Genomic DNA, 20,199 nt, shown 5'->3' with positions numbered 1-20,199 from the left:
CCGGTACGCCGCCCACCTTACCGGACACATGTCCGGTTGCGCGAACTCCCTGCCTGGACACAACGGACGGGAGGGCCGGCTCCCTACCGCAGCACGGCCAGCGCCGCCGGGGTGAACGGCGTGATCTCGTCCTCGCGCCCCTCGACGATCTTGGCGGCCCACGCCGGGTCGGCGAGCAGGGGGCGGCCGACGGCGATCAGGTCGAACTCGTCGGCTTCCAGGCGCTCCAGGACGCCGTCGATCCCGGTGGCGGCGGCCGATCCGCGGGCGGTGAACTCGGTGTCGAGCCCGATCGAGCCGACGGTGATGGCGGGCTTGCCGGACAGTTTCTTGGCCCAGCCCGCGAGGTTCAGGTCCGAGCCGTCGAAGGCGGGCTCCCAGAAGCGGCGGGTGGAGGCGTGGAAGGCGTCGGCGCCCGCGTCGGCGAGGGCACCCAGGATGACGCCGAACTCTTCCGGCGTGTCCGCGAGCCGGGCCGCGTAGTCGTTCATCTTCCACTGGGACAGCCGCACGACGACCGGGAAGCCGGGGCTCACCGCCCGGCGGATCTCGGCGACGACTTCGGCGGCGAACCGGCTGCGGGCGCGCAAGCCGCCGCCGTAGGCGTCGGTCCGGCGGTTGGTGGCCGGCCAGAGGAACTGGTCGACGAGGTAGCCGTGGGCGCCGTGCACCTCGACGCCGTCGAAGCCGAGGCGTTCGGCGGTGGCCGCGGCGTCGGCGAACGCCCGGACGACGGCGTCGATGTCGGCCTGCGACATCGTCCGGCCCGGCTCGCCGGCGCTGCCGTCCGCGGACACCGGCACACCCGAGGGGCCGATGGCGGGCGCGCCCGGGTGGGGCGCCGTCCCGGCCTTGCGGGTCATGCCGACGTGCTGGAGCTGCGGGAAGATCACGCCGCCGGCGGCGTGGACGGCCTCGACCACCCGGGACCAGCCGGCCAGCGGCGCGTCGCCGTACAGGCGCGACACCTGGTCGTGCTCGCCGGACGACGGGTGCCCGACGTAGGTGCCTTCGGTGATGATCAGGCCGGTACCGCCGGCCGCCCGGCGGGCGTAGTAGGCGGCAACCTGCTCGGTGGGCACGCCGTCGGGCGACTGCCCGCGGGTCATCGGCGCCATGGCGATCCGGTTGGGAACGGTGAGTCCGCCGAGGGTGAGCGGGCGGGACAGGACGTGGGAAGCGCGGGTCGTCACGGGATCTCCTTCGGGTGAGTTCCCTGCTACGCTAAAATCTCACGTGGACGTGAGTTTCAACGTCGAGTGCGGTAGATCACGTCGGGAGTGGCCATGCGGATCGGGGAACTCGCGGAGAAGACCGGCGTGAGCGTGCGGGCGCTGCGGTACTACGAAGAGCAGGGAATGCTCGTCCCGGAGCGCAGCGCCGGCGGCCACCGCCACTACTCGGAGCGTGGGGTGGAGGTGGTCTGGCTGATCCAGCAGTTCTACGCCGCGGGCCTGTCCAGCAAGACGATCCTCACGATCCTGCCCTGCGTGGAATCGCGTGAGGCGACTCCGGAAGCGCTCGCCGTCCTCGTGGCCGAGCGCGACCGCATCGACCGCCGGCTGGCCGAGCTGGCGGGCACCCGGAAGCAGCTCGACGACGTCATCGCGATCGCGTCGTCGGGCGCGTGCTCCCACGATTCCCGCCCGGACTGAGCACCACCAGGCCGCCCACGCCGATCAGCTGCGTTCCCGGACGAACAACGAGCACCCCAGCCCCAGCCCGAGCGCCGCGGCGATGATCACGAACACGACCGAGACGCCGGTGTGGTCGGCCACCGCCCCCAGCACCGGGGTGAAGAGCCCGCCGAGGGTCGTGGACAGCCCCAGCGTGATTCCGCTGGCCGTCCCGATGTGACGCGGCAGGTAGGCGTGCGACAGCGTCACGTGCAGGGCGAACGGCAGGAACAACGCCCAGCCCAGGACGCCCGCGGCGACGATGACCACGACCACGTTCGGCGCGCCGGCGATCGCGGCGGCGCCGAGGGCGGCCAGGAGGTAGCCGATCCGCATGATCGTCCGCCGGCCGTACTTGTCGGCCAGCACCCCGCCGGTCAGCGTGCCCACGGCGCCGGCGGCGGGGAACACGGTCAAGGCGACGGATGCCGTCGTGGTGGAGACGCCGAACTCCTGGATGGAGTGGAGCGCCACGAACGAGGTGGTGCCGACGTAGGCGATGGACCAGAACGAGACGATGACCATCAGCCACGCGAAAGGACCCCAGGCGTCGCGCGCCGCCGGGGCCGCGGCGGTCCGCTCGGCGTGCGTCGACGCCGGGACACCGTCGGCCGGGGATCTGCGGGCGGCGTGCGTCAGCAGGTAGATCGCGGCGACGGCGATCGTGGGGATCAGCAGCAGCGGCGTCGCGTTCAGGCCGGCGAGCCCGACGGTGAGGCCGACGGCCGGCGGCGCCAGCGCGACGCCGACGTTGCCGCCGACGGAGAAGATGCTCATCGACCGGTTCGTCCCGCCGCCGGCCTCCCTGGCCGCCATCGTGGCCGGCGGGTGGTACGCGGCGACGCCGATGCCGGACAAGGCCACCACCAGCCAGGTCAGCCAGTAGCTCCCCGAAGTCAGCCCCGCGGCCGCCATCCCGGCCGCGGCGACGAAGAGCCCGATCAGCACCAGGGGCCGCAGGGAGAACCGGTCGCACAGGTAGCCGAACAGCGGCTGGCTGACACTCGACAGCGAGGTGGCGGCCAGCGTGATGCCGGCCGCGGCCGCGTAGTCGTAATGCCGCTCGGACACGAGGTACGGCAGCAGGGCCGCGACGGCGCCGGTCTGGAAGTCGTTCATGGTGTGCGTGCTCACCAGCGACCAGAATTTCCCGCGAGACCGCCGGATCGTCCTCGTCGGCACGCTCACCGCAGCCGTGTCTCGCAGCATGATCTTTCCCATGCGCCGAACCGTACTCCTCAGACAAGTAGAGGTGTCAACCGCAAAACCGCGGTCTCCGGCCGGATCTGCCATCGGGTAGGGTTCCAGTAGACCTCAGACAACTGGAGGAGTCGTCGATGGCGTCAACCGTCCAGCGGCATCCCCTCGCCGCCCAGGCCGCCGAAGTCCTGCTCTCGCGGATCAAGGACGGTGAGTGGCCACTGGGCCACAAGCTCCCCGGCGAGACCACCCTCGCGGTGCAGCTCGGAGTGGGACGATCCACCGTGCGCGAGGCGATCCGCGAGCTCGCCGGCAAGGGAGTCCTCGATCCCCGGCAAGGCGCCGGGGTCTTCGTCACCGCCGTCGACGTCGTCGAAGACTGGGAGTCGAAGCTGCGGCGAGCATCGATCGTGTCGGTCATCGAAGCCCGCGTGGCGATCGAAGCCGAAGCCGCCGCGCTCGCCGCGCAGCGCCGCACCGCCGCCGACGTCCGCGCCCTGCGCCGAGCGCTGGCTCAGCGTGTCGTGGCCGGGCAGACCCCTGAAGAGCACATCGACGCCGACATGGTCCTGCACCGGGCGGTCGTGGCCGCCGCCCGCAACGACGTGCTGCTCGAACTCTTCGACGGATTCGTGCCCCGGGTGCGCACGGCGATGATCGACATGCTCAAGCTCAAGCCGATCGCCGCACCGGAGGCCGACCACGCGGCGCACGCGGCGCTCGTGCAGGCCATCGCCGACCGGCAGCCCCGCGAGGCGGCCGAGACGAGCCGAACTCACCTCTCCGCCCTGAAAGCAGCCCTGGCATGACCCCGAGCACCACCAGCCCCGTCCTCGACCTGGTCGACGTCGCGTTCCGGCGGAGCGGGCGGACGATCCTCGAATCCATCAGCTTCACCGTCGGCGCCGGGGAGCACTGGGCCCTGCTCGGCCCCAACGGAGCCGGCAAGAGCACCCTCCTCGCGCTGTGCGGCGCCGTCGCGCACCCCACCTCCGGAGCCGTCCACATCCTCGGCAGCCGGCTCGGCCGCGTCGAACTGCAGCACCTGCGCCGCTCCATCGGGCACGTCAACCCGCGCCACCCGCTCACCTCGCCGCTGACCGTCCGCGACGTGGTGCTGACCGGGCTGACCGGGTCGATCGACACCCCACCCCGCTGGAAGCCGACCACCTCGCAGCGCCGCCGGGCCGACGAGCTCGTCGGCCGGCTCGGCCTCGCCGGCCGGAGCGAGGACGCATGGCCCACGCTCTCCCAAGGTGAGCGCGGGCGGGCGCTCATCGCCCGCGCACTCATCTGCGAACCGCGGCTGCTCCTGCTCGACGAACCCGCCACCGGGCTCGACGTCGCCGCGCGCGAACAACTGCTGCAGACCATCGACACGCTGCAACACGCACTCCCCCGGCTGGCGTCCATCATGGTCACCCACCACCTCGAGGAGCTGCCCTCGAGCACCACGCACGCGGCGTTGCTGAACGACGGGAGGCTCGTCGAAGCCGGCCCGGCGGATCGGGTGCTGACCTCCGAGAACGTCACAACGGCTTTCGCGCACCCCATCGAGGTCCGGCAGCAGGACGGACGATGGAGCGCACGCGCCGTGATCGGCGCTGTCACCGGTTCGTGAACCGGTTATGCCTGAATAGCGCTGACCCCCGGTTTGTTCTCGACCGAAACTAAGTCGGTGACAGAGATCCACCACGGGACACCGAGACCGATCCCGCTCGAAGAGCTGAAGTTCCTGGGCGACCCACTCGCCGACGCCGTGGTCGCCGACCTGGTCTCCAGCGGGACGACGGCCGCGGTCAACGAAGTCCTGGCGCACTTCCGGGAAAACGACCAGCCCATTCCCGACACCTTGCCGGATTCGGTGCGCCGCTACCTGGTCGCGACCGACGATCCGCCGGGCTGGGCCGATCTCGACCGGGTCGCGAGCGCGTACGAGTTCTTCGTCGACGACGGCGTGCACGTCGCGTCGGTGCTCTCGTTCGGGGCGATGGTGAACTGCTACGCCCAGCCGCGGCCATCGCGCGTGCTGTCGCTGACCCACCGGCTCAACCAGCCGCACCGCCGGCTGTCGGAAACCTCGCAGTTCGTGCTGAACATGATGGGGCCCGCCCCGTTCGGCTCCGGCGGCGGGTTCGTGCCCACGATCCAGAAGACCCGGCTCATCCACGCCGCCGTGCGGTACTTCATCACCCACTCCGGCGAATGGGACGTCGCCGCCCACGGGGTTCCGCTGTGCCAGCAGGACATGCTCGGTGCGCTGCTCATCTTCTCGGTCCAGGTCATCGACGGCATGCGCCGGATCGGGATTTCCGTGACCGAGCGCGAAGCCGAGGACTACTACTACGTCTGGCGCGTGACTGGCGCGATGCTCGGCATCCCGGCCGGCGCGATGCCCGAGACGCTCGCCGAGGCGCAGACGCTGAACGCCGAACTCGTCGAAGCGACCTACGGGCCGTCGGACGAAGGGATCGAGCTCACCCGCAACCTCCTCGACCTGTACGAGGACATGATTCCCGGCAAGGCGTTCGACGGCGTGGCCGCCGCGGTCGTGCGCCAGGTCGTCACCCCGCAGGTCGCCGACTGGCTCGAGGTGCCGCGCGCACGGGGCTGGAGCCGGGCGGTCGGCGCGGGCGCGCGCTTGATGCGGGTGCTGGAACGAGCGGAGGACCGCAGCCGGCTGGCCACGGCGGTTCTCGACAAGGCGGGCAGTCTGCTGCTGGGCGGGAGCGTCCGCACGCTCACCAACGGGCAGCCGACCGCGCTGACCATCCCGGCCGGCCTGCGCGAGAAGTGGCTCGCCGCCGGCGTCTGCCCCGCGGCACCCGGTCAACCCGCACCGTCCCCCGCCGAGTCGACGCCGCCCGGTGGACGTCCGCGCTGATCGCCTTCGCCGGAGTAAGTTTCATCCGCCGCCGCCGACCTGTCCTGCCGTGGTCACCGTGCCTGAACAGCCAACGAGCCGGTAGTCGTTGGCCCTCACGCGCACAAGCCGGCCACGAAGTACGTGACAGACTCGAATGTTAGCGCTAACGTTCTCCTCCGTTCCCACGCTGGACGAACGGAGAACCCGGTGACCTCATCCTTCACCCGGCGGCGGTTGCTGCAAGCCGCCGGCGCCGGTGCCCTCGTTTCCGCGACGGGATCCGCCTTCGGGTGGGCGCCGGCCGCCGGCGCCGCCACCGGACCGGTCCGATCGGAGGTCGGCGTGTCCGCGTTCCCGTTCGAGCTCGGCCAGGTGCGGCTGACGGCGAGCCGGTGGCTGGACAACCAGAACCGGACGCAGAACTACCTGCGGTTCGTCGACGTCGGCCGGCTGCTCTACAACTTCCGGGCCAACCACCGGCTGTCCACCGGCGGCGCCGCCACCAACGGCGGCTGGGACGCGCCGAACTTCCCGTTCCGCAGCCACGTGCAGGGGCATTTCCTCACGGCGTGGGCACAGCTGTGGGCGGTCACCGGCGACACGACGTGCCGGGACAAGGCCACCTCCATGGTCGCCGAACTGGCCAAGTGCCAGGCCAACAACGGCGCCGCCGGGTTCACCGCCGGGTACCTGTCCGGTTTCCCCGAGTCGGACTTCGACAACCTCGAGGCCGGGCGCCTGACCAACGGCAACGTGCCGTACTACTGCATCCACAAGACGATGGCGGGCCTGCTCGACGTCTGGCGGTACGTCGACAGCACCCAGGCCCGGGACGTGCTGCTGAACCTGGCGGCGTGGGTCGACCGGCGTACCGGCAGGCTCAGCTACGCGCAGCAGCAATCCGTGCTGGGCACGGAGTTCGGCGGCATGAACGCGGTGCTGACCGACCTCTACCAGTACACCGGCGACGCCCGGTGGCTGACCGTTGCGCAGCGGTTCGACCACGCCGCCGTCTTCGACCCGCTGGCAGCGAACCGGGATCAGCTCAACGGGTTGCACGCCAACACCCAGATTCCGAAGTGGATCGGCGCCGCGCGGGAGTACAAGGCGACCGGCACCACGCGCTACCGCGACATCGCGACGAACGCGTGGAACATCACCGTCGGCGCGCACACCTACGCCATCGGCGGCAACAGCCAGGCCGAGCACTTCCGCGCGCCCAACGCCATCGCCGGGTACCTCAACCAGGACACGTGCGAGAGCTGCAACACCTACAACATGCTCAAGCTGACCCGGGAGCTGTTCACGCTCTACCCGGATCGCGCCGACCTGGCCGACTACTACGAGCGGGCGCTGCTCAACCAGATGATCGGCCAGCAGAACCCGGCCGACAGCCACGGCCACGTCACCTACTTCAGCTCCCTCAACCCGGGCGGCCGGCGCGGCCTCGGCCCGGCGTGGGGCGGCGGCACGTGGAGCACCGACTACAACTCGTTCTGGTGCTGCCAGGGCAGCGGGCTGGAAACCCAGACGAAGCTGGCGGACTCGATCTACTTCTACAGCGACACGACGCTGATCGTGAACCTGTTCCTGCCCTCGGTGCTCACCTGGACCCAGCGCGGCATCACCGTCACGCAGACGACGTCCTACCCGGCCAGTGACACCACCACGCTGACGGTCACCGGCAGCGTGAGCGGCACCTGGGCCATGCGCCTGCGCATCCCGGGCTGGGCGAGCGGGGCGACCATCAGCGTCAACGGCGTCGCGCAGAACGTGACCGCCACGCCCGGCAGTTACGCCACGTTGTCACGGTCGTGGGCCGCGGGTGACACGGTCACCGTCCGGCTGCCCATGAAGGTCGCCCTGAAAGCGGCCAACGACAACGCGAACGTCGCCGCGGTCACCTACGGACCCGTGGTCCTGGCCGGCAACTACGGCAGCAGCACGCTCGGCGCGCTGCCGTCCCTCGACCCGAACTCGGTCACGCGGACGAGCACCACCGCGCTCGCCTTCAGCGCGAAGGCCAACGGCGCGTCGGTCAACCTGGTGCCCTTCTATGACGCGCAGGGCTTCAATTACACGGTCTATTGGAACACCGGGGGCGGCTCCGGCGGGACGACGAGCCGGCTGGTCAACGTGGGCAGCGGCCTGGTGCTGGGCATCGAGAACATGTCCACCGCCGACGGCGGCCGCGCGCTGCAGTGGTCGGACAGCGGCACGGCGGACCACAACTGGGAGATCATCACGGACGGGACGGCCGTCCGGTTCCGCAACGCCAACAGCGGCAAGGTGCTCGGCGTGCTGGACATGTCGACGGCGGACAACGCCCGCGTCCTGCAATGGTCGGACAACGGCACGGCCGACCACCGGTGGACGGTCGTCGACCAGGGCGACGGGACGGCGAAGATCCGCAACGTCAACAGCGGCAAGCTGCTGACGATCGAGAACACCTCGACGGCGACCGGCGCGTTCGCCGTCCAGGGCCCCGACAACGGCGCGGCCGCCACCCGCTGGCGGATCGTGCGCAACGGCTGAAGCCGTCTCACCGAGAGGACCGCCGACAAGCCGCGCTGGATCGGCTTGTCGGCGAGGCAGCCGCCGAACGGCACCTGGACCGGCCCCTCGCGAATGGATGCAGAGCCGGACGACGTCGTCCGGTTCCGTCCGAATCCGGTATCGCACAGCGTGTCGCGGTGATCCCGTTCGTCCCCTGAGCCACCCGCCTTTCACTGGCCGGAAGGCTTTCTTCGTCGCGAAATCCCCCTTCCCAGCGAGCGCCGGGCGGACGTATAGTCGGCCTCGACGTTATTTCGGGTACCGGAACGTACGGGGACCAAAGTGACAACTCGCGACACCGAAACCTTCGACGAGCTGGGACCGGACGCCTCCCTGGGCGAGGTTCTGCTCGCCCTCGGTGGACGGCTTACCCGGCTTCAGACGGAACTGCTGGCCGGCCTCGATCAGCCGCTCACCATCCGGCAGTACCGGATCCTGTCGCGGGTCGGGGCCGGGCACACGTCGCTCACCGCGCTGTGCAAGCTCGCGCACCGCAACCCGTCGACCATGTCCGAAAGCGTCGACAAGCTGGTCAATCAGGGATTCCTGTCCCGGCAGCCGTCGGCCAAGAGCCGGCGCACCATGCAGCTCGAGCTGACCGCCAAAGGGGTGGAGGCGCGGGACGCCGCGCGGCGCGCGCTCGACAAGTTCACCGCCGAGCTGACCGCGGGCCTCACGCCCGGGGTCCGCGAACAACTCCTGTCCGCGCTCTCCGGGCTCTACCACCGCGTCCAGGGCAACCTCGACGACCGGTAGCGGGGAAGACCCGAGGGGGGTCCGCAGAAGCGCACAACCGCTGGTCCATGCCACAGAGAGGTGGCCCCGCCATGCCCCCGTCCCCCACCGCCTCATCCCGCGCGCTGCTCGCCCGGCTCGACGAGTCGGCGTTCACCGCGCGGCACTCCAGAATCTACGCGACCGTCCTCTTGGGACACTTCCTGTGCGGGTTCGTCATCAACCTGACCGGGGTGGTCCTGCCGGGCGTCGTCAAGACGTTCCACCTCACCAGCGCATCGGCCGGGGTGTTCTCCTCGGTCCTGTTCGCCGGCATGCTCGTCGGCGCAGCCGTCGCCGGCACCTTGTCCGACCGGTTCGGCCGGAAAGTCCCGCTGGCCATCACCATCATGGTCTACGCGCTGTTCTCGCTGGCCGCCGTGTTCGCGCCCAGCTTCGGTGCACTCGTCACTTTCCGGGCGCTGCAAGGGATCGGGCTCGGCGCGGAGATCGCCGTGGCCCTGCCCTACATCGCGGAGTTCGTGCCGTCCCGTCACCGCGGGCCGCTCGTCACCGCGGCCACCGCCGCCTGGCTGATCGGCCTGCCGACGGCGGCCGCGGTCGGCACCGCGGTGGTACCGGTGTGGGGCTGGCGGGCGATGTTCGCGATCGCCACCGTGCCGGTGCTCGTCGGCGCCGTCATGCTGGCCACGCTGCCGGAGTCGGTGCGCTACCTGCTGCGCCGCGGCCGGCTCGCCGCCGGGACGGCGATCGTCGACACGCTCTGCCGCGGCACCGGCACGAGCGCACCCGCCGAGCACCACGAGGCGCCCGAAACCCGGGGCACCGTGCGCACGCTCGTCGCCCGACGCTATCTCCGCTACACGATCTCCCTGTGGTTCATGGAGGTCTGCGCCGGGGCGTTCCTGTACGGGCTGTCGAGCTGGCTGCCCTCGATCCTGGAAAAACAGGGCGTCGGCCTGCTCAAGAGCTTCGGCTACACGGCGATCATCACCACGGCCGGCGTCGTCGGCGCGCTGCTGGCCGGGCAGCTGATCAACCGGATCGGCCGCCGCGTGGTGCTCGGCGCCGGGTTCGTCCTCAGTGGACTGCTGTGCCTGCTCTGGGGCACCACGTCCGCCGCCGGCGCGGTGATCCTGCTCGGCTCGCTGGCGACGTTCTTCGGCAGCGGCCTGGCCGGCAGCACGCTCTTCGCCTACGCCAGTGAGCTTTACCCGACCGCGAGCCGCGCGACCGGGCTCGGCTGGGCCGCGGCGTGGCAGAAGGTCGGCGGCCTCGTCATGCCGGCGCTGGCCGGGTTCGTCCTGGCCATGCACACCTCGCAGTTCCTGTTCTTCCTGCTCTTCGGGGTCATCTCGGTCCTCGCCGGGCTCGCCGCGCTGGTGGCGACCTTCGAGACCCGCGGCCGCACCGTCGAGCAGATCACCCAGGAGATCACCGGGGCACCGGTGGCGGCCACGCGTGCGATGGCCCGCTCCTGATCCTGTCCACAGTGGAGGAACCATGACGATCGACCACGCCCCGGCACCCGCCGGAGCGGACCTGTCCCCCGAGGATCGCGCGGAGCTGCGGCTGCGGCACCGCAAGATCCGCGACGCGATGGCCGAGCAGGGCCTCGACGTCGTGCTCGCCTACGGCCCGGCCTGGCGGCGCGAGAACATCCGCTACTTCACCGACGTGACCCCGGCCGGCAGCGCCGCGCTCGTCGTCTTCCCGGCCGAGGGTGACCCGGTCGCCTTCTCGACCCGGCCGTCGGACCTCGCGGCGTTCACCGCCCGGGGCTGGGTCGGCGAGGCCCGCCGGCTCGACCCGGCGAACCCGGCGGAACTGGGCGTGGTCCTGCGAGAGCTGGCGCCGCGGCGCATCGGGATCGCCCTCCACGAGCTCGTGCCGCTCGTGCTCATGGAAACGATCCGCGCCGCGGCGCCGGGCGCCGAAGTCGGGCCGGCGACGAAGCTGCTCGACACCGCCCGGCTCGTGAAGAGCGAGTGGGAACTGACCCGGATGCGCCGCAGTGCCGTGGTGTGCGCGGCAGGCTGGGAAGCGTTCGTCGACGTCCTCGAACCGGGGCTGCCGGAATACCGGATCGTCGCCGAGGTCGAGGCCCGGGTGAAGAACCTGGGCGCCGAGGACAACTTCATGCTCATCGCGTCGGGCCGCGACGAGGTCCGCGGCATGACCCCGCCCGGCGACCGGCTGCTCGAACCCGGCGACATGGTGCGCACCGAGCTGACGCCCAAGATGGACGGTTACTGGCTGCAGATCTGCCGTTCCGCCGTGGTCGGCAAGGCCGACGACGGGCAGCGCAAGTCGTTCGACCTGTTCAACGAAGCCGTCGAAGCCGGCATGGCCGTGGTGCGACCGGGCGTCACCGCCCACGAGGTGGCAGTGGCGGAGAACGACGTGTTCCGCAAGTACGGCTACGGCGAGTACTGCACGAGCCAGTACACCCGCGTGCGCGGCCACGGACACGGCCTGCACCTCGACGAGACGCCGATCATCGAGGGCAACCACACGGTGCTGCCCGAGAACTCCGTGTTCATCATCCACCCCAACACCTACACGCCGCTGGCCGGCTACCACGTGCTCGGCGACCCGGTGCGCGTGACCGCCGACGGCTGCGAAGTGCTCATCACGACCGAACGCAAGCTGTTCGAGACAGGAGACGTCGCGTGAAACGAGGGTTGCACGTACTCGATCCCGCCGAGGTCCCCGACCGGGAGTGGCACGACCGCGTGGCCGCGGTGCAGCGGGCCATGGCCGCCGAGGGCGTCGACGTCGCCCTCGTCTACGCCGACGTGTCCCGCTCGGACGACCTCGCCTACCTGACCAACCTGTGCCTCTACTGGAACGAGGGAGTGCTGGCGATCCCCGTCGAGGGCCCCGTTACCTTCATGACCAAGCTTTCGCTGCGCGTGCAGAACTGGATGCGGCGCTCGTCGACGGTCACGGAGTTCAGCAGCGGCAAGAACTTCGCCGATCTCGTCGCGAAGTACCTGCTCGACCGGCCGACCGGCACCGTCGGCCTGGTCGACGCCGCGCTGTGGCCCGCCGACGTGGCGGACGAGATCGTCACCGCGGTGCCCGGCTGGGAGGTCCGCCGCCTCGGCGGGCTGGTGCGCGAGCAGCGGCTGGTGCCGTCGGCCGCCGAGACCGAGCTGCTGCGCGCGGCCGGCCGGATCCTGGACGACGCCGCGGCGAAGGCGACGGTCGCGGGCAGCACCGCGGGCAGCCGCGTCGAAACCGTGGAACGCGCGTTGCGCGGTGGCGGGTTCCTCGACCTGTACCCGATCTCCTTGTCCACCTCGGACGGCGTGACGTCCTTCGCCGTCACCGGCCAGTACCGCATGAACTGGGTGCACTCGAGCCGCGTGCTCGATGACGGCGGCTGGCCTGACGCCCTGAAGGAGGCCCTCGCGAAGGCGATCGGCGCGGCCAAGGCCGGCGTCACCGTCGGCGCTCTCGCCGAGGCCGCCGCGCCCGCGTTGGCGAAGCTGCCCGAAGGCGCGGCAACCGAGGTCCGCTGGGTCAACCAGGCGGACCTGTCCACCGCGGGGGAATTCCGCGCGCAGAACCCCGAAAGCGTGCTGGCCGACGGCGAAGCGGGCGCGGTGTCCGTGGAGGTCGCCTTCGCCGACGGCGGCACCGCGGCCGTGGCCGAAACCGTTCGCGTCACCGACGGCGAACCCGAACACCTGACAGGAGCACAACGGTGAGGATCCTTTCCAACGGCGACATCGAGCAGGTGCTCACCGCCGGCGAAACGCTCGGCGCGCTGGAGACCGCGTACAAGGAGCTTTCGTCCGGCCAGGGCGCCAACCGGCCGCGCAACCACACCTACTTCCCGGTCGAGGACAGCCGCCACCCCGGCTTCCGCTTCCGGTTCAAGTCCCAGGAAGGTGGCAACGTCTCCAGCGGCGTGTGGGCGCTGCGGATCACGTCCGACATCGCCGGCGTCGAGACGCTGCCGAGCGGCGTGCAGCGGCGGCGGCTCATCCCGGCCGCGCCCGGCGGCCGCTACGTCGGGCTCGTCACGCTCTACAGCCTGACCACCCTGGAACCGCTCGCCATCATGCACGACAGCTTCATCCAGAAGATGCGCGTCGGCGCCACCTCCGCGCTCGGCATCCGCGAACTGTCCAATCCGGACGCGACGGTCGCCGGGATGTTCGGCTCCGGCTGGCAGGCCGAGGCGCACCTCGAGTGCCTGCTCATGGTGCGACCGGACATCGAAGAGGTTCGCGTGTACAGCCCCACGCCCGAGCACCGCGAACACTTCGCGAAGGTGTGGAGCGAGAAGACCGGTCGCAAGATCGTGGCCGTCGACGAGCGGCGTGACGCGGTCGCGGGCTGCCACATCGTCACGTGCGCCACCGCGGCCATGGAGCCGTGCTTCGACGGCGCGTGGCTCGACCCCGGCACGCACGTCACGGCCATCACCTCGCCGGACGGCACGGCCACCCGGCGCGAGCTGGACGACACGACGTTCGACCGCGCGGCCCGCATCACCGTGCTCTCGCGCGAGCAGGTGCACCACGACAAGCAGTACGACATCCTCGGGCCCGTCGAGCGCGGCCTGCTGGCGTGGGACGACATCCGCGAGCTGGGCGACCTGCTGCTCGGCGAGGCGCCCGGCCGCACGAGCCACGACGACATCACCGTGTTCGCCAACAACACCGGCATGGGCGTGCAGTTCGCGGCCGTGTGCGCGCGGGCTCTCGCGCTGGCCGAAGAACGCGACCTCGGGCACGCCGTACCGACCGAGTGGTTCCTGGAGGAGACCAGCCCCTGACCGGACACGGCACACCACCGGAACTTCGAGCGGAGACCCACCATGAGCAGTGCACATCGCGTCGGAGGCAAGATCATCACCTTCGGCGAAAACGTGAACACCGACGTCATCATCCCCGGCCGCTACCTCGTCAGCATCGACCCGGCGGAGCTCGCCGAGCACGCTTTCGAGCCGCTGGGGCCGGAAACGCAACAACGGCTGCGGGCGAGCGACGTGATCGTCGCCGGCCGCAACTTCGGCTGCGGCAGCGCGCGGGAGCAGGCGGCCACCTGCCTGCTCGGCGCCGGGATCAAGGCGGTCGTCGCGGCCTCCTTCTCCCGCGTGTTCTTCCGCAACGCCATCAACACCGGGCTCGTCGCGGTCGAGTCGCCCGCCGCGGCGGAAGCGGCCACCGACGGCGGCGAGCTGTGGGTCGACTACGACGCGGGCACGGTCGGGATGGCCGGGCGGACCTTCCCGTTCAGCCCGTACCCGCCGGTGCTGCGGGAGATCATGGCCGACGGCGGCCTGATCCCGCACCTGATGGCGAGCTTCGCGGCAGGAGGAACCCAGTGACCGGCAAGACCTTCGCGCAAAAGGCGATCGAGCGCGCGTCCGGCGTCGCGGACCTCGCGCCCGGGCAGATCGTCGACGCGTACCCGGACCTGTACATGAGCCACACCGCGAGCTGGCGGTGCATCCGGACGCTGGAGAAGATGGGCGTCGAGAAGCTCTTCGACGTCGACCGCGTGGCGATGGTGATGGACCACCTCTCCCCCGCCATGAACGCGAAGACGGCCGCCGACCACGCGCTGTGCCGCGAGTTCGCGAAGAAGATGGGCGTCAAGAACTTCTTCGACGTCAACAGCGGCATCGCGCACATCGTCCTGATGGAGCACGGGCTCGTCCGACCCGGCCAGTTCATCATCGGCACCGACTCGCACTCGACGATCTACGGCGCGCTGGGCGCCTTCGGTACCGGCGTCGGGTTCAGCGAGATCACCGCCGCGTGGGTCACCGGCAAGCTGTGGGTGAAGGTGCCCGAGTCGGTCCGCGTGGTCATCGACGGCGACCTGGCCCCCGGCGTGTACGCCAAGGACGTGATGCTCAAGCTCATCGGCGATCTCGGTGCCGACGGGCTCACCTACGACTCGGCCGAGTTCTCCGGCTCCTACGTCGCGGGCATGTCCGTGTCGGAACGCATGACGTTCTGCAACCTGGCGATGGAGATGGGCGCCAAGAACGCCTACGTGGCCCCGGACGCCACCACGCTCGCCTACCTCGACGAGGCCGGAGTGCCCCGCGACGAGCTGGACATCCTGCTGCCCGACGAAGACGCGACCTACCGCGCGACCGTGCACCTCGACGGGCCGACCCTGGCGCCGCAGATCGCCGTGCCGCACACGGTCGACAACGTCGTCGGCGTCGGCGACGTCGCCGGGACCAAGCTCGACCAGGTGTTCATCGGCTCGTGCGCCAACGCCAAGTACGACGACCTCGTGATCGCGGCCGACGTGCTCGCCGGCCACCGCGTCGCGCCGGGCCTGCGGCTCATCGTGACCCCGGCGTCGGCGAAGATCATGGCGAAGGCGGCGGAAAACGGGGTGCTGACGAAGCTCATCGACGCCGGCGCGATGATCACCAACCCGGGTTGCGGCGCGTGCGCGGGCAACGGCGGCGCGATGGCCGACGGCGAGACCACGCTGTCCACCGCCAACCGCAACTTCCAGGGCCGCATGGGCAGCTACGACGCGAAGATCTTCCTTTCGAGCCCGGCGACCGCCGCGGCCTCGGCGATCCGCGGCGTCATCACCGACCCGCGCGAGATCGTGGCGACGGCGGTGGTCGCGTGAACCTCGTCGAGAAGATCCTCGCCCGCGCGAGCGGCCGGGATTCCGTGGACCCCGGGGAGATCGTGGTCGCGAAGGTCGACCGGCTGATCATGCACGACCTGTCCGGGTACCTCACCTCGCAGGTGTACGAGAAGCGCGTGAACACGCCCATTCCCGAGCCCGAGCGGGCCGTGCTGGTGTTCGACCACCACTTCGCCCCGCCCACCGAGCAGCAGGCGAACGTGCTGCGGCACAACCGGGAATGGGCCCGCAAGCACGGCCTGACGCTGTACGACTGCGGCAACGGCAACCTGCACCACGCGGTCGTCCGCAATGGACACATCAGGCCCGGCATGATCGTGGTCGGCTCCGACAGCCACACGCCCGTGCACGGGACGATGGGTGCGCTCGCCGTGGCGCTGGGCAACGACTCGCACGCCGGAACCGTGCTGCCGTACGGGAAGGCGTGGTTCAAGGTACCGGAAACCACGCGCGTTCACCTCGAGGGTACGCCGAGGCCCGGCGTCACCCCCCGCGACGTCGCGCTGTGGCTCGTCGGCCGCATCGGCGAGGGCGAGCTGAACTACCGGGCCGTCGAGTTCGGCGGACCGTACGTGCGCGCACTGTCCTTTTGGGACCGTTGGCTGTTCCCGCTGCTGTGCGTGGACCTCGGGGCGAAGTGCAGCTTCGTCGAGCCGGACGAGGTGACCGAAGCATTCGTGCGGACGCTGCCGGGCGACGCGCCGGACCTGCTGGTGCGCGGCGACGGCGAAGAGGCGGCGCAGGTGCTGCGCTTCGACGTCGGCGAGGTCGACCCGCAGGTCGCCTGCCCGCCGACCGTCGGCAACGTCAAGCCGGTGACGGAGGTCGCGGGCACGCCCGTCCAGTACGCCGAGCTCGGCGGCCACGGCGGCGGCCGGCTCGAGGACTTCCGCGCGGCGGCGGAGGTCCTGGCCGGGCGCCACGTGCACCCGGACGTCCGGTTCCACCTCGTGCCCTCCAGCCGTGAGGTGTTCGCCGAGGCGGCGCGGGACGGGCTCGTGCTCGCGTTGCACGAGGCCGGGGCGACGTGGTTCCCGCCGAGCACGGGCTCGAACCAGGCGTACAACATGGGCGCCCTGGCCTCGGACGAGGCGATGATCTCCACGCACGCCCGCAACTTCCCCGGCCGCAACGGCAGCCCCGACGCGTCGATGTACCTGGCGTCGTCGGAGACCGTCGCCGCGTCGGCCGTGGCGGGCGTCATCGCAGGGAGGACCGCGTGAAGTACGAAGGCCGCTGCTGGCGGTTCGGGGACAACATCCCGACCGACCGGCTCGTGAAGACGCAGTACGTGTTCGAACCCATGGACGTGCTCGTGCAGCACGTGCTGGAGGATCTCAACCCGGAGTTCCCGAAGAAGGTGCGGCCCGGCGACATCGTGTTCGCCGGCAAGCACTTCGGGCAGTCGTCGGGCCGCGCGATCGCCACGAAGGCGTTGCAGGCGACGGGAATCGGCTGCGTGGTCGCGGAGACGTTCGCGCGGACGTTCTACCGCAACTGCTTCGAAATCGGCCTGCCCGCACTGGAGATCGGGCTCAATCCGGACCTGGCGGACGACGGCGACCGGGTGCGGGTGGACCTCACCACCGGTGAGTTCACCAACCTGACGACGGGCACGATGGTGCGCGGCGCGGCGGCCGACCCGTTCCTCGTCGCCATGCTCGACGCCGGCGGGCTGATCAACCTCGCGAAGGACCGGCCGGAGGTGTTCCGCTAGGTCCTGTCCCGCATTCGTCTCCAGGCCGACCGCGCGCCGATCGCGCGGTTGACAACGGCCTCGCGGCCACCGTTCCCGCTCTGACACGAGGAGGTGTCGTATGCGCAAGACAGCGAAACTCGGCGTCGTGATTCTCTCGGCAGCTGCGTTGTTGTCCTCCGTATCCGCGACCGCATCCGCCGCACCACACGATCCGCCGGGAAACCTGCACGCCGGCCCCTACCCCGACGCGTTCGCCCGGGCCGGCTACCCGAAGAGACAGGTCGACGCCAAGATCGAAGCCACCTGGCAGCAGCTCTTCCACGGTAGCCCGGGCACCGCCGCCGACCGGTACGACGGCCAGACGCTGTACTACCGGCTCGCGCCGGACCTGGCCTACGTCGAGGACATCGGCAACCAGGACGTGCGCACCGAAGGCATGGGTTACGCCATGATGATCGCGGTGCAGCTCGGCCACCAGCAGGAGTTCGACGCGCTGTGGAACTTCGCCAAGACCAAGATGCAGTTCCAGAGCGGTCCGGAGCAGTACTACTTCGCCTGGCACACCGACACGACCGGGAAGATCATCGACACCGGTGTGGCGCCGGACGGCGACCAGTGGATCGCCGCGGCGCTCGACTTCGCGTCGGGCCGCTGGGGCGACCGGACCGGGACCTACGCCTACGGGCAGCAGGCGAAGCAGATCCTGCACGCGATGTGGCACGAGTCGGACCACGGCGGCGTCGACATGTTCGACCGCAAGTCCTTCCTGCCGACGTTCTCGCCGCCGGGCGCGGTCGGCTTCACCGACCCCTCGTACAGCCTGACCGGTTTCTACAAGGTCTTCGCGGAGGCCGACCCGGCGGACCGCGACCTGTGGGACCAGGCGTACACCGCCGGTGAGAACCTGCTGCGGAGCGCGGCGAACCCGGCGACGGGACTGGCACCGGACTACGCCAACTTCGACGGCACGCCGTACCTGCGGCCGAACGAGACGGTGACCGACAACGCCTACGACCACAACTTCCAGGAAGACGCGTGGCGCGCCATCGCCAACGTGAACGTCGACGCGTCCTGGTACGGCGTCAAGCCGTGGGAGACGCGGTATTCCGACACGCTGGAGCGGTTCTTCCAGGGACAGGGTGTCAGCACCTACGTCAGCCGGTACCACCTCGACGGCACACCGTTGACCGCCGGCCAGAACACCTACGAGCCCGCGCACGCCGAGGGGCTCGTAGCGATGAACTCGACATCGGCGATTTCGGCCACCAATCCGGACAAGAACGCCTTCGTCCGCGATTTCTGGACCACGCCGATCCCGGCCGGGCGAGCCCGTTACTACGACGGCATGCTCTACCAGCTCGGGCTGCTCTACGACAGCGGCCGGTTCCGGATCTGGGCACCGCACGGCAACCGCCACTGACGTGGGAACCGGGCGGCAAAGGGAACTGACCTAGGCCGGGCAGTGCCCACCCAGCGAGCGGACGATGTGGTCGATCAGCCGCTCGACGTAGTGCTCCTGGGTGGGCAGCTGCACCACGGCGGGCCTGGGGATGACTGAGGGCGTCGATCGCGTCCTGGAGGAACGCACGGAGGTCGCCCCGCGCCGGCGCGTTGGCCACCGCCTCCAGCGACAGCCTTCCGTAGCCGACGGCGGCGAGCTCCGCGAAGAAGGCTTCCGTCAGCGCTGCGGTGACGTCGTCCTGCAGGACCGGCCCGCCGGGCGCGCGCCGCCGGGCGCCGGGGGAACGGGGTCGCTCATCGGTCGAAGCCGGCACGAGACGGAACGGTTGCGTATCGACCACTCCGTCCGCGAGACGGGCCCGGTGTGCTCCTCAGCTCGCCGGGAAGAACAGGCGCAGACGGTGGACCCGGCCTTCGTCGTGCGACATGAGCCAGACCACGGCCGGCGGGCAGTGCTGCGGATCGTGCGACGGGCTGACCATCGCCATTTCCCAGACGGTGAAGTCGCGGCTGGTGACGGCGTTGACGAGGTGCTGGGTCACGCCGTAGGCCAGGTCCGCTTCCATGCCCGCCACGGCCATGCCCGGCCCGCCCTGGAAACCCTGGCCGCTGGTCATCCGCAGGTCCGGTGTCCAGCGGTCGGCGACGACGCCGGCGAATTCGCCGCGCCGGGCGGCGGCCAGCGTGTCGGTCGCCTCTCGGGCGCTGGCGGCGTTGCGCGCGGCGGCGTCGTCGTACGCGCGGTCGGCGGTGGCCAGCAGTGCTTCGGACAGCTTGGTCCGCGCCTGGTTCAGCCGGCTGCGCACCGTGCCCACCGGAAGCCGGCAGGCCGCGGCGATCTGCTCGTACGACGTGACGTCGCTGAAGTGGCGCAGCAGGACCACCTCCCGCAACGCCGGGGACAGGCTGTCGATCGCGTGCCAGATCCAGTCGCGGGACACGTGGTCGTCGAGAACGCGTTCCGGGGTCGCGAGATCGGCCGGCGGCCTCGGGTCCGCGACCGGCACGACCCGGCGCGCGGCGCGCAGGCGCACGAGGCAGGCGTTGCGGACGATCTCCCGCAGCCACGGGCCCGCCGCGGCCGGGTCGCGCAGGGTGCCGATCCGCCGCAACGCCTGCAGCGCGGCGTCCTGCAGCGCGTCCTCGGCGTCCGGGCCGTGGCCCAGGATGCTCAGCGCCACCGCGCGCAGACCGGCCTGATGCCGGGCGAGCAACGTCCCGAGGGCGCTCACGCTGCCGGCCCGGGCGCTGCGCGCCAGCTCGATGTCGATGGGGATCACCAGATCATTCTTCCCGGTCTCGACCCGGGCACCGCGGTGTGACGCACGCCATGCCGGCCGGATCGAACTTTCCTTCCCCGA

19 protein-coding genes are annotated in these 20,199 nt (G+C 70.7%); 15 read left to right on the top strand and 4 right to left on the bottom strand.

Going from position 1 to position 20,199, the window contains the following annotated elements; genetic code table 11:
- Positions 1-83: 83 nt before the first annotated feature.
- On the bottom strand, positions 84-1,193 hold the full coding sequence (locus tag AB0M83_RS11965; RefSeq protein ID WP_364516052.1) for an NADH:flavin oxidoreductase: 1,110 nt from the start codon (positions 1,191-1,193) through the stop codon (positions 84-86).
- Positions 1,194-1,286: 93 nt separating this feature from the next.
- On the opposite strand from AB0M83_RS11965, the gene AB0M83_RS11960 reads away from it, so the two are divergent.
- Positions 1,287-1,655 carry a MerR family transcriptional regulator gene (locus AB0M83_RS11960; RefSeq protein WP_364516051.1) on the top strand — a complete coding sequence of 123 codons (369 nt, stop codon included), beginning with the start codon at positions 1,287-1,289 and terminating at the stop codon, positions 1,653-1,655.
- 24 nt (positions 1,656-1,679) lie between these two features.
- On the opposite strand, the gene AB0M83_RS11955 is transcribed toward AB0M83_RS11960, so the two are convergent.
- Positions 1,680-2,897 (bottom strand): MFS transporter, encoded by a 1,218-nt coding sequence (locus tag AB0M83_RS11955; RefSeq protein ID WP_364516049.1) that lies wholly within the window; start codon positions 2,895-2,897, stop codon positions 1,680-1,682.
- A 116-nt stretch (positions 2,898-3,013) separates the two neighbouring features.
- Between AB0M83_RS11955 and AB0M83_RS11950 the strand changes: the two genes are divergently transcribed.
- The 14 genes from AB0M83_RS11950 to AB0M83_RS11885 all read left to right on the top strand — a co-directional run bounded on the left by AB0M83_RS11950 (position 3,014) and on the right by AB0M83_RS11885 (position 18,797).
- Positions 3,014-3,685, top strand: a complete 672-nt coding sequence (locus AB0M83_RS11950) for an FCD domain-containing protein (protein ID WP_364516047.1) — start codon at positions 3,014-3,016, stop codon at positions 3,683-3,685.
- A complete protein-coding gene (locus tag AB0M83_RS11945) occupies positions 3,682-4,497 on the top strand; it encodes an ATP-binding cassette domain-containing protein (RefSeq protein ID WP_364516045.1) in 816 nt (271 codons plus the stop codon). The genes AB0M83_RS11950 and AB0M83_RS11945 overlap by 4 nt, the downstream gene beginning before the upstream one ends.
- A gap of 57 nt (positions 4,498-4,554) precedes the next feature.
- Positions 4,555-5,760 carry an oxygenase MpaB family protein gene (locus tag AB0M83_RS11940; protein WP_364516043.1) on the top strand — a complete coding sequence of 402 codons (1,206 nt, stop codon included), beginning with the start codon at positions 4,555-4,557 and terminating at the stop codon, positions 5,758-5,760.
- Positions 5,761-5,949: 189 nt separating this feature from the next.
- Positions 5,950-8,277, top strand: a complete 2,328-nt coding sequence (locus AB0M83_RS11935) for a beta-L-arabinofuranosidase domain-containing protein (RefSeq protein WP_364516041.1) — start codon at positions 5,950-5,952, stop codon at positions 8,275-8,277.
- Between the two features lie 303 nt (positions 8,278-8,580).
- A complete protein-coding gene (locus AB0M83_RS11930) occupies positions 8,581-9,054 on the top strand; it encodes a winged helix DNA-binding protein (protein WP_364516039.1) in 474 nt (157 codons plus the stop codon).
- A 71-nt stretch (positions 9,055-9,125) separates the two neighbouring features.
- On the top strand, positions 9,126-10,514 hold the full coding sequence (locus tag AB0M83_RS11925) for an MFS transporter (RefSeq protein ID WP_364516037.1): 1,389 nt from the start codon (positions 9,126-9,128) through the stop codon (positions 10,512-10,514).
- A 22-nt stretch (positions 10,515-10,536) separates the two neighbouring features.
- Complete coding sequence (locus tag AB0M83_RS11920; protein ID WP_364516035.1) at positions 10,537-11,709, top strand: Xaa-Pro peptidase family protein; 1,173 nt, start codon at positions 10,537-10,539, stop codon at positions 11,707-11,709.
- Positions 11,706-12,749 (top strand): aminopeptidase P family N-terminal domain-containing protein, encoded by a 1,044-nt coding sequence (locus tag AB0M83_RS11915; RefSeq protein WP_364516033.1) that lies wholly within the window; start codon positions 11,706-11,708, stop codon positions 12,747-12,749. The genes AB0M83_RS11920 and AB0M83_RS11915 overlap by 4 nt, the downstream gene beginning before the upstream one ends.
- Positions 12,746-13,825, top strand: coding sequence for an ornithine cyclodeaminase family protein (locus tag AB0M83_RS11910; RefSeq protein ID WP_364516031.1), 1,080 nt, complete (start codon positions 12,746-12,748; stop codon positions 13,823-13,825). The genes AB0M83_RS11915 and AB0M83_RS11910 overlap by 4 nt, the downstream gene beginning before the upstream one ends.
- Before the next feature lie 42 nt (positions 13,826-13,867).
- Positions 13,868-14,380 (top strand): 3-isopropylmalate dehydratase, encoded by a 513-nt coding sequence (locus tag AB0M83_RS11905; RefSeq protein WP_364516029.1) that lies wholly within the window; start codon positions 13,868-13,870, stop codon positions 14,378-14,380.
- Entirely contained in the window at positions 14,377-15,657 is a 1,281-nt protein-coding gene (locus AB0M83_RS11900) for an aconitase/3-isopropylmalate dehydratase large subunit family protein (RefSeq protein ID WP_364516027.1), read from the top strand. The genes AB0M83_RS11905 and AB0M83_RS11900 overlap by 4 nt, the downstream gene beginning before the upstream one ends.
- Positions 15,654-16,901: an aconitase family protein gene (locus tag AB0M83_RS11895; RefSeq protein WP_364516025.1), complete on the top strand. Its 1,248-nt coding sequence runs from the start codon at positions 15,654-15,656 to the stop codon at positions 16,899-16,901. The genes AB0M83_RS11900 and AB0M83_RS11895 overlap by 4 nt, the downstream gene beginning before the upstream one ends.
- A complete protein-coding gene (locus AB0M83_RS11890) occupies positions 16,898-17,395 on the top strand; it encodes a 3-isopropylmalate dehydratase (protein WP_364516023.1) in 498 nt (165 codons plus the stop codon). Before AB0M83_RS11895 ends, AB0M83_RS11890 begins: the two co-directional genes overlap by 4 nt.
- Positions 17,396-17,495: 100 nt before the next feature.
- Positions 17,496-18,797, top strand: coding sequence for a glycosyl hydrolase family 8 (locus AB0M83_RS11885; protein ID WP_364516021.1), 1,302 nt, complete (start codon positions 17,496-17,498; stop codon positions 18,795-18,797).
- Between the two features lie 30 nt (positions 18,798-18,827).
- Here the strand turns inward: AB0M83_RS11885 and AB0M83_RS11880 are convergent, their stop codons facing one another.
- Together AB0M83_RS11880 and AB0M83_RS11875 are read right to left on the bottom strand one after the other, a co-directional pair.
- On the bottom strand, positions 18,828-18,965 hold the full coding sequence (locus AB0M83_RS11880; RefSeq protein ID WP_364516019.1) for a hypothetical protein: 138 nt from the start codon (positions 18,963-18,965) through the stop codon (positions 18,828-18,830).
- 244 nt (positions 18,966-19,209) lie between these two features.
- Entirely contained in the window at positions 19,210-20,118 is a 909-nt protein-coding gene (locus tag AB0M83_RS11875) for a sigma-70 family RNA polymerase sigma factor (RefSeq protein ID WP_364516017.1), read from the bottom strand.
- Between the last annotated feature and the right edge of the window lie 81 nt (positions 20,119-20,199).

Source organism: Amycolatopsis sp. NPDC051106 (assembly GCF_040682775.1).
Taxonomy (GTDB): Bacteria; Actinomycetota; Actinomycetes; order Mycobacteriales; family Pseudonocardiaceae; genus Amycolatopsis.
This window is presented reverse-complemented; position numbering and strand designations above follow the sequence as displayed.

What these genes read in the sequence shown, in the direction of transcription:
- AB0M83_RS11885 (WP_364516021.1), top strand. Translation starts at nt 17,496, where the DNA reads ATGCGCAAGACAGCGAAACTCGGCGTCGTGATTCTCTCGGCAGCTGCG.
- AB0M83_RS11955 (WP_364516049.1), bottom strand. Translation starts at nt 2,897, where the DNA reads ATGGGAAAGATCATGCTGCGAGACACGGCTGCGGTGAGCGTGCCGACG.
- AB0M83_RS11925 (WP_364516037.1), top strand. Translation starts at nt 9,126, where the DNA reads ATGCCCCCGTCCCCCACCGCCTCATCCCGCGCGCTGCTCGCCCGGCTC.
- AB0M83_RS11945 (WP_364516045.1), top strand. Translation starts at nt 3,682, where the DNA reads ATGACCCCGAGCACCACCAGCCCCGTCCTCGACCTGGTCGACGTCGCG.
- AB0M83_RS11950 (WP_364516047.1), top strand. Translation starts at nt 3,014, where the DNA reads ATGGCGTCAACCGTCCAGCGGCATCCCCTCGCCGCCCAGGCCGCCGAA.
- AB0M83_RS11920 (WP_364516035.1), top strand. Translation starts at nt 10,537, where the DNA reads ATGACGATCGACCACGCCCCGGCACCCGCCGGAGCGGACCTGTCCCCC.
- AB0M83_RS11960 (WP_364516051.1), top strand. Translation starts at nt 1,287, where the DNA reads ATGCGGATCGGGGAACTCGCGGAGAAGACCGGCGTGAGCGTGCGGGCG.
- AB0M83_RS11905 (WP_364516029.1), top strand. Translation starts at nt 13,868, where the DNA reads ATGAGCAGTGCACATCGCGTCGGAGGCAAGATCATCACCTTCGGCGAA.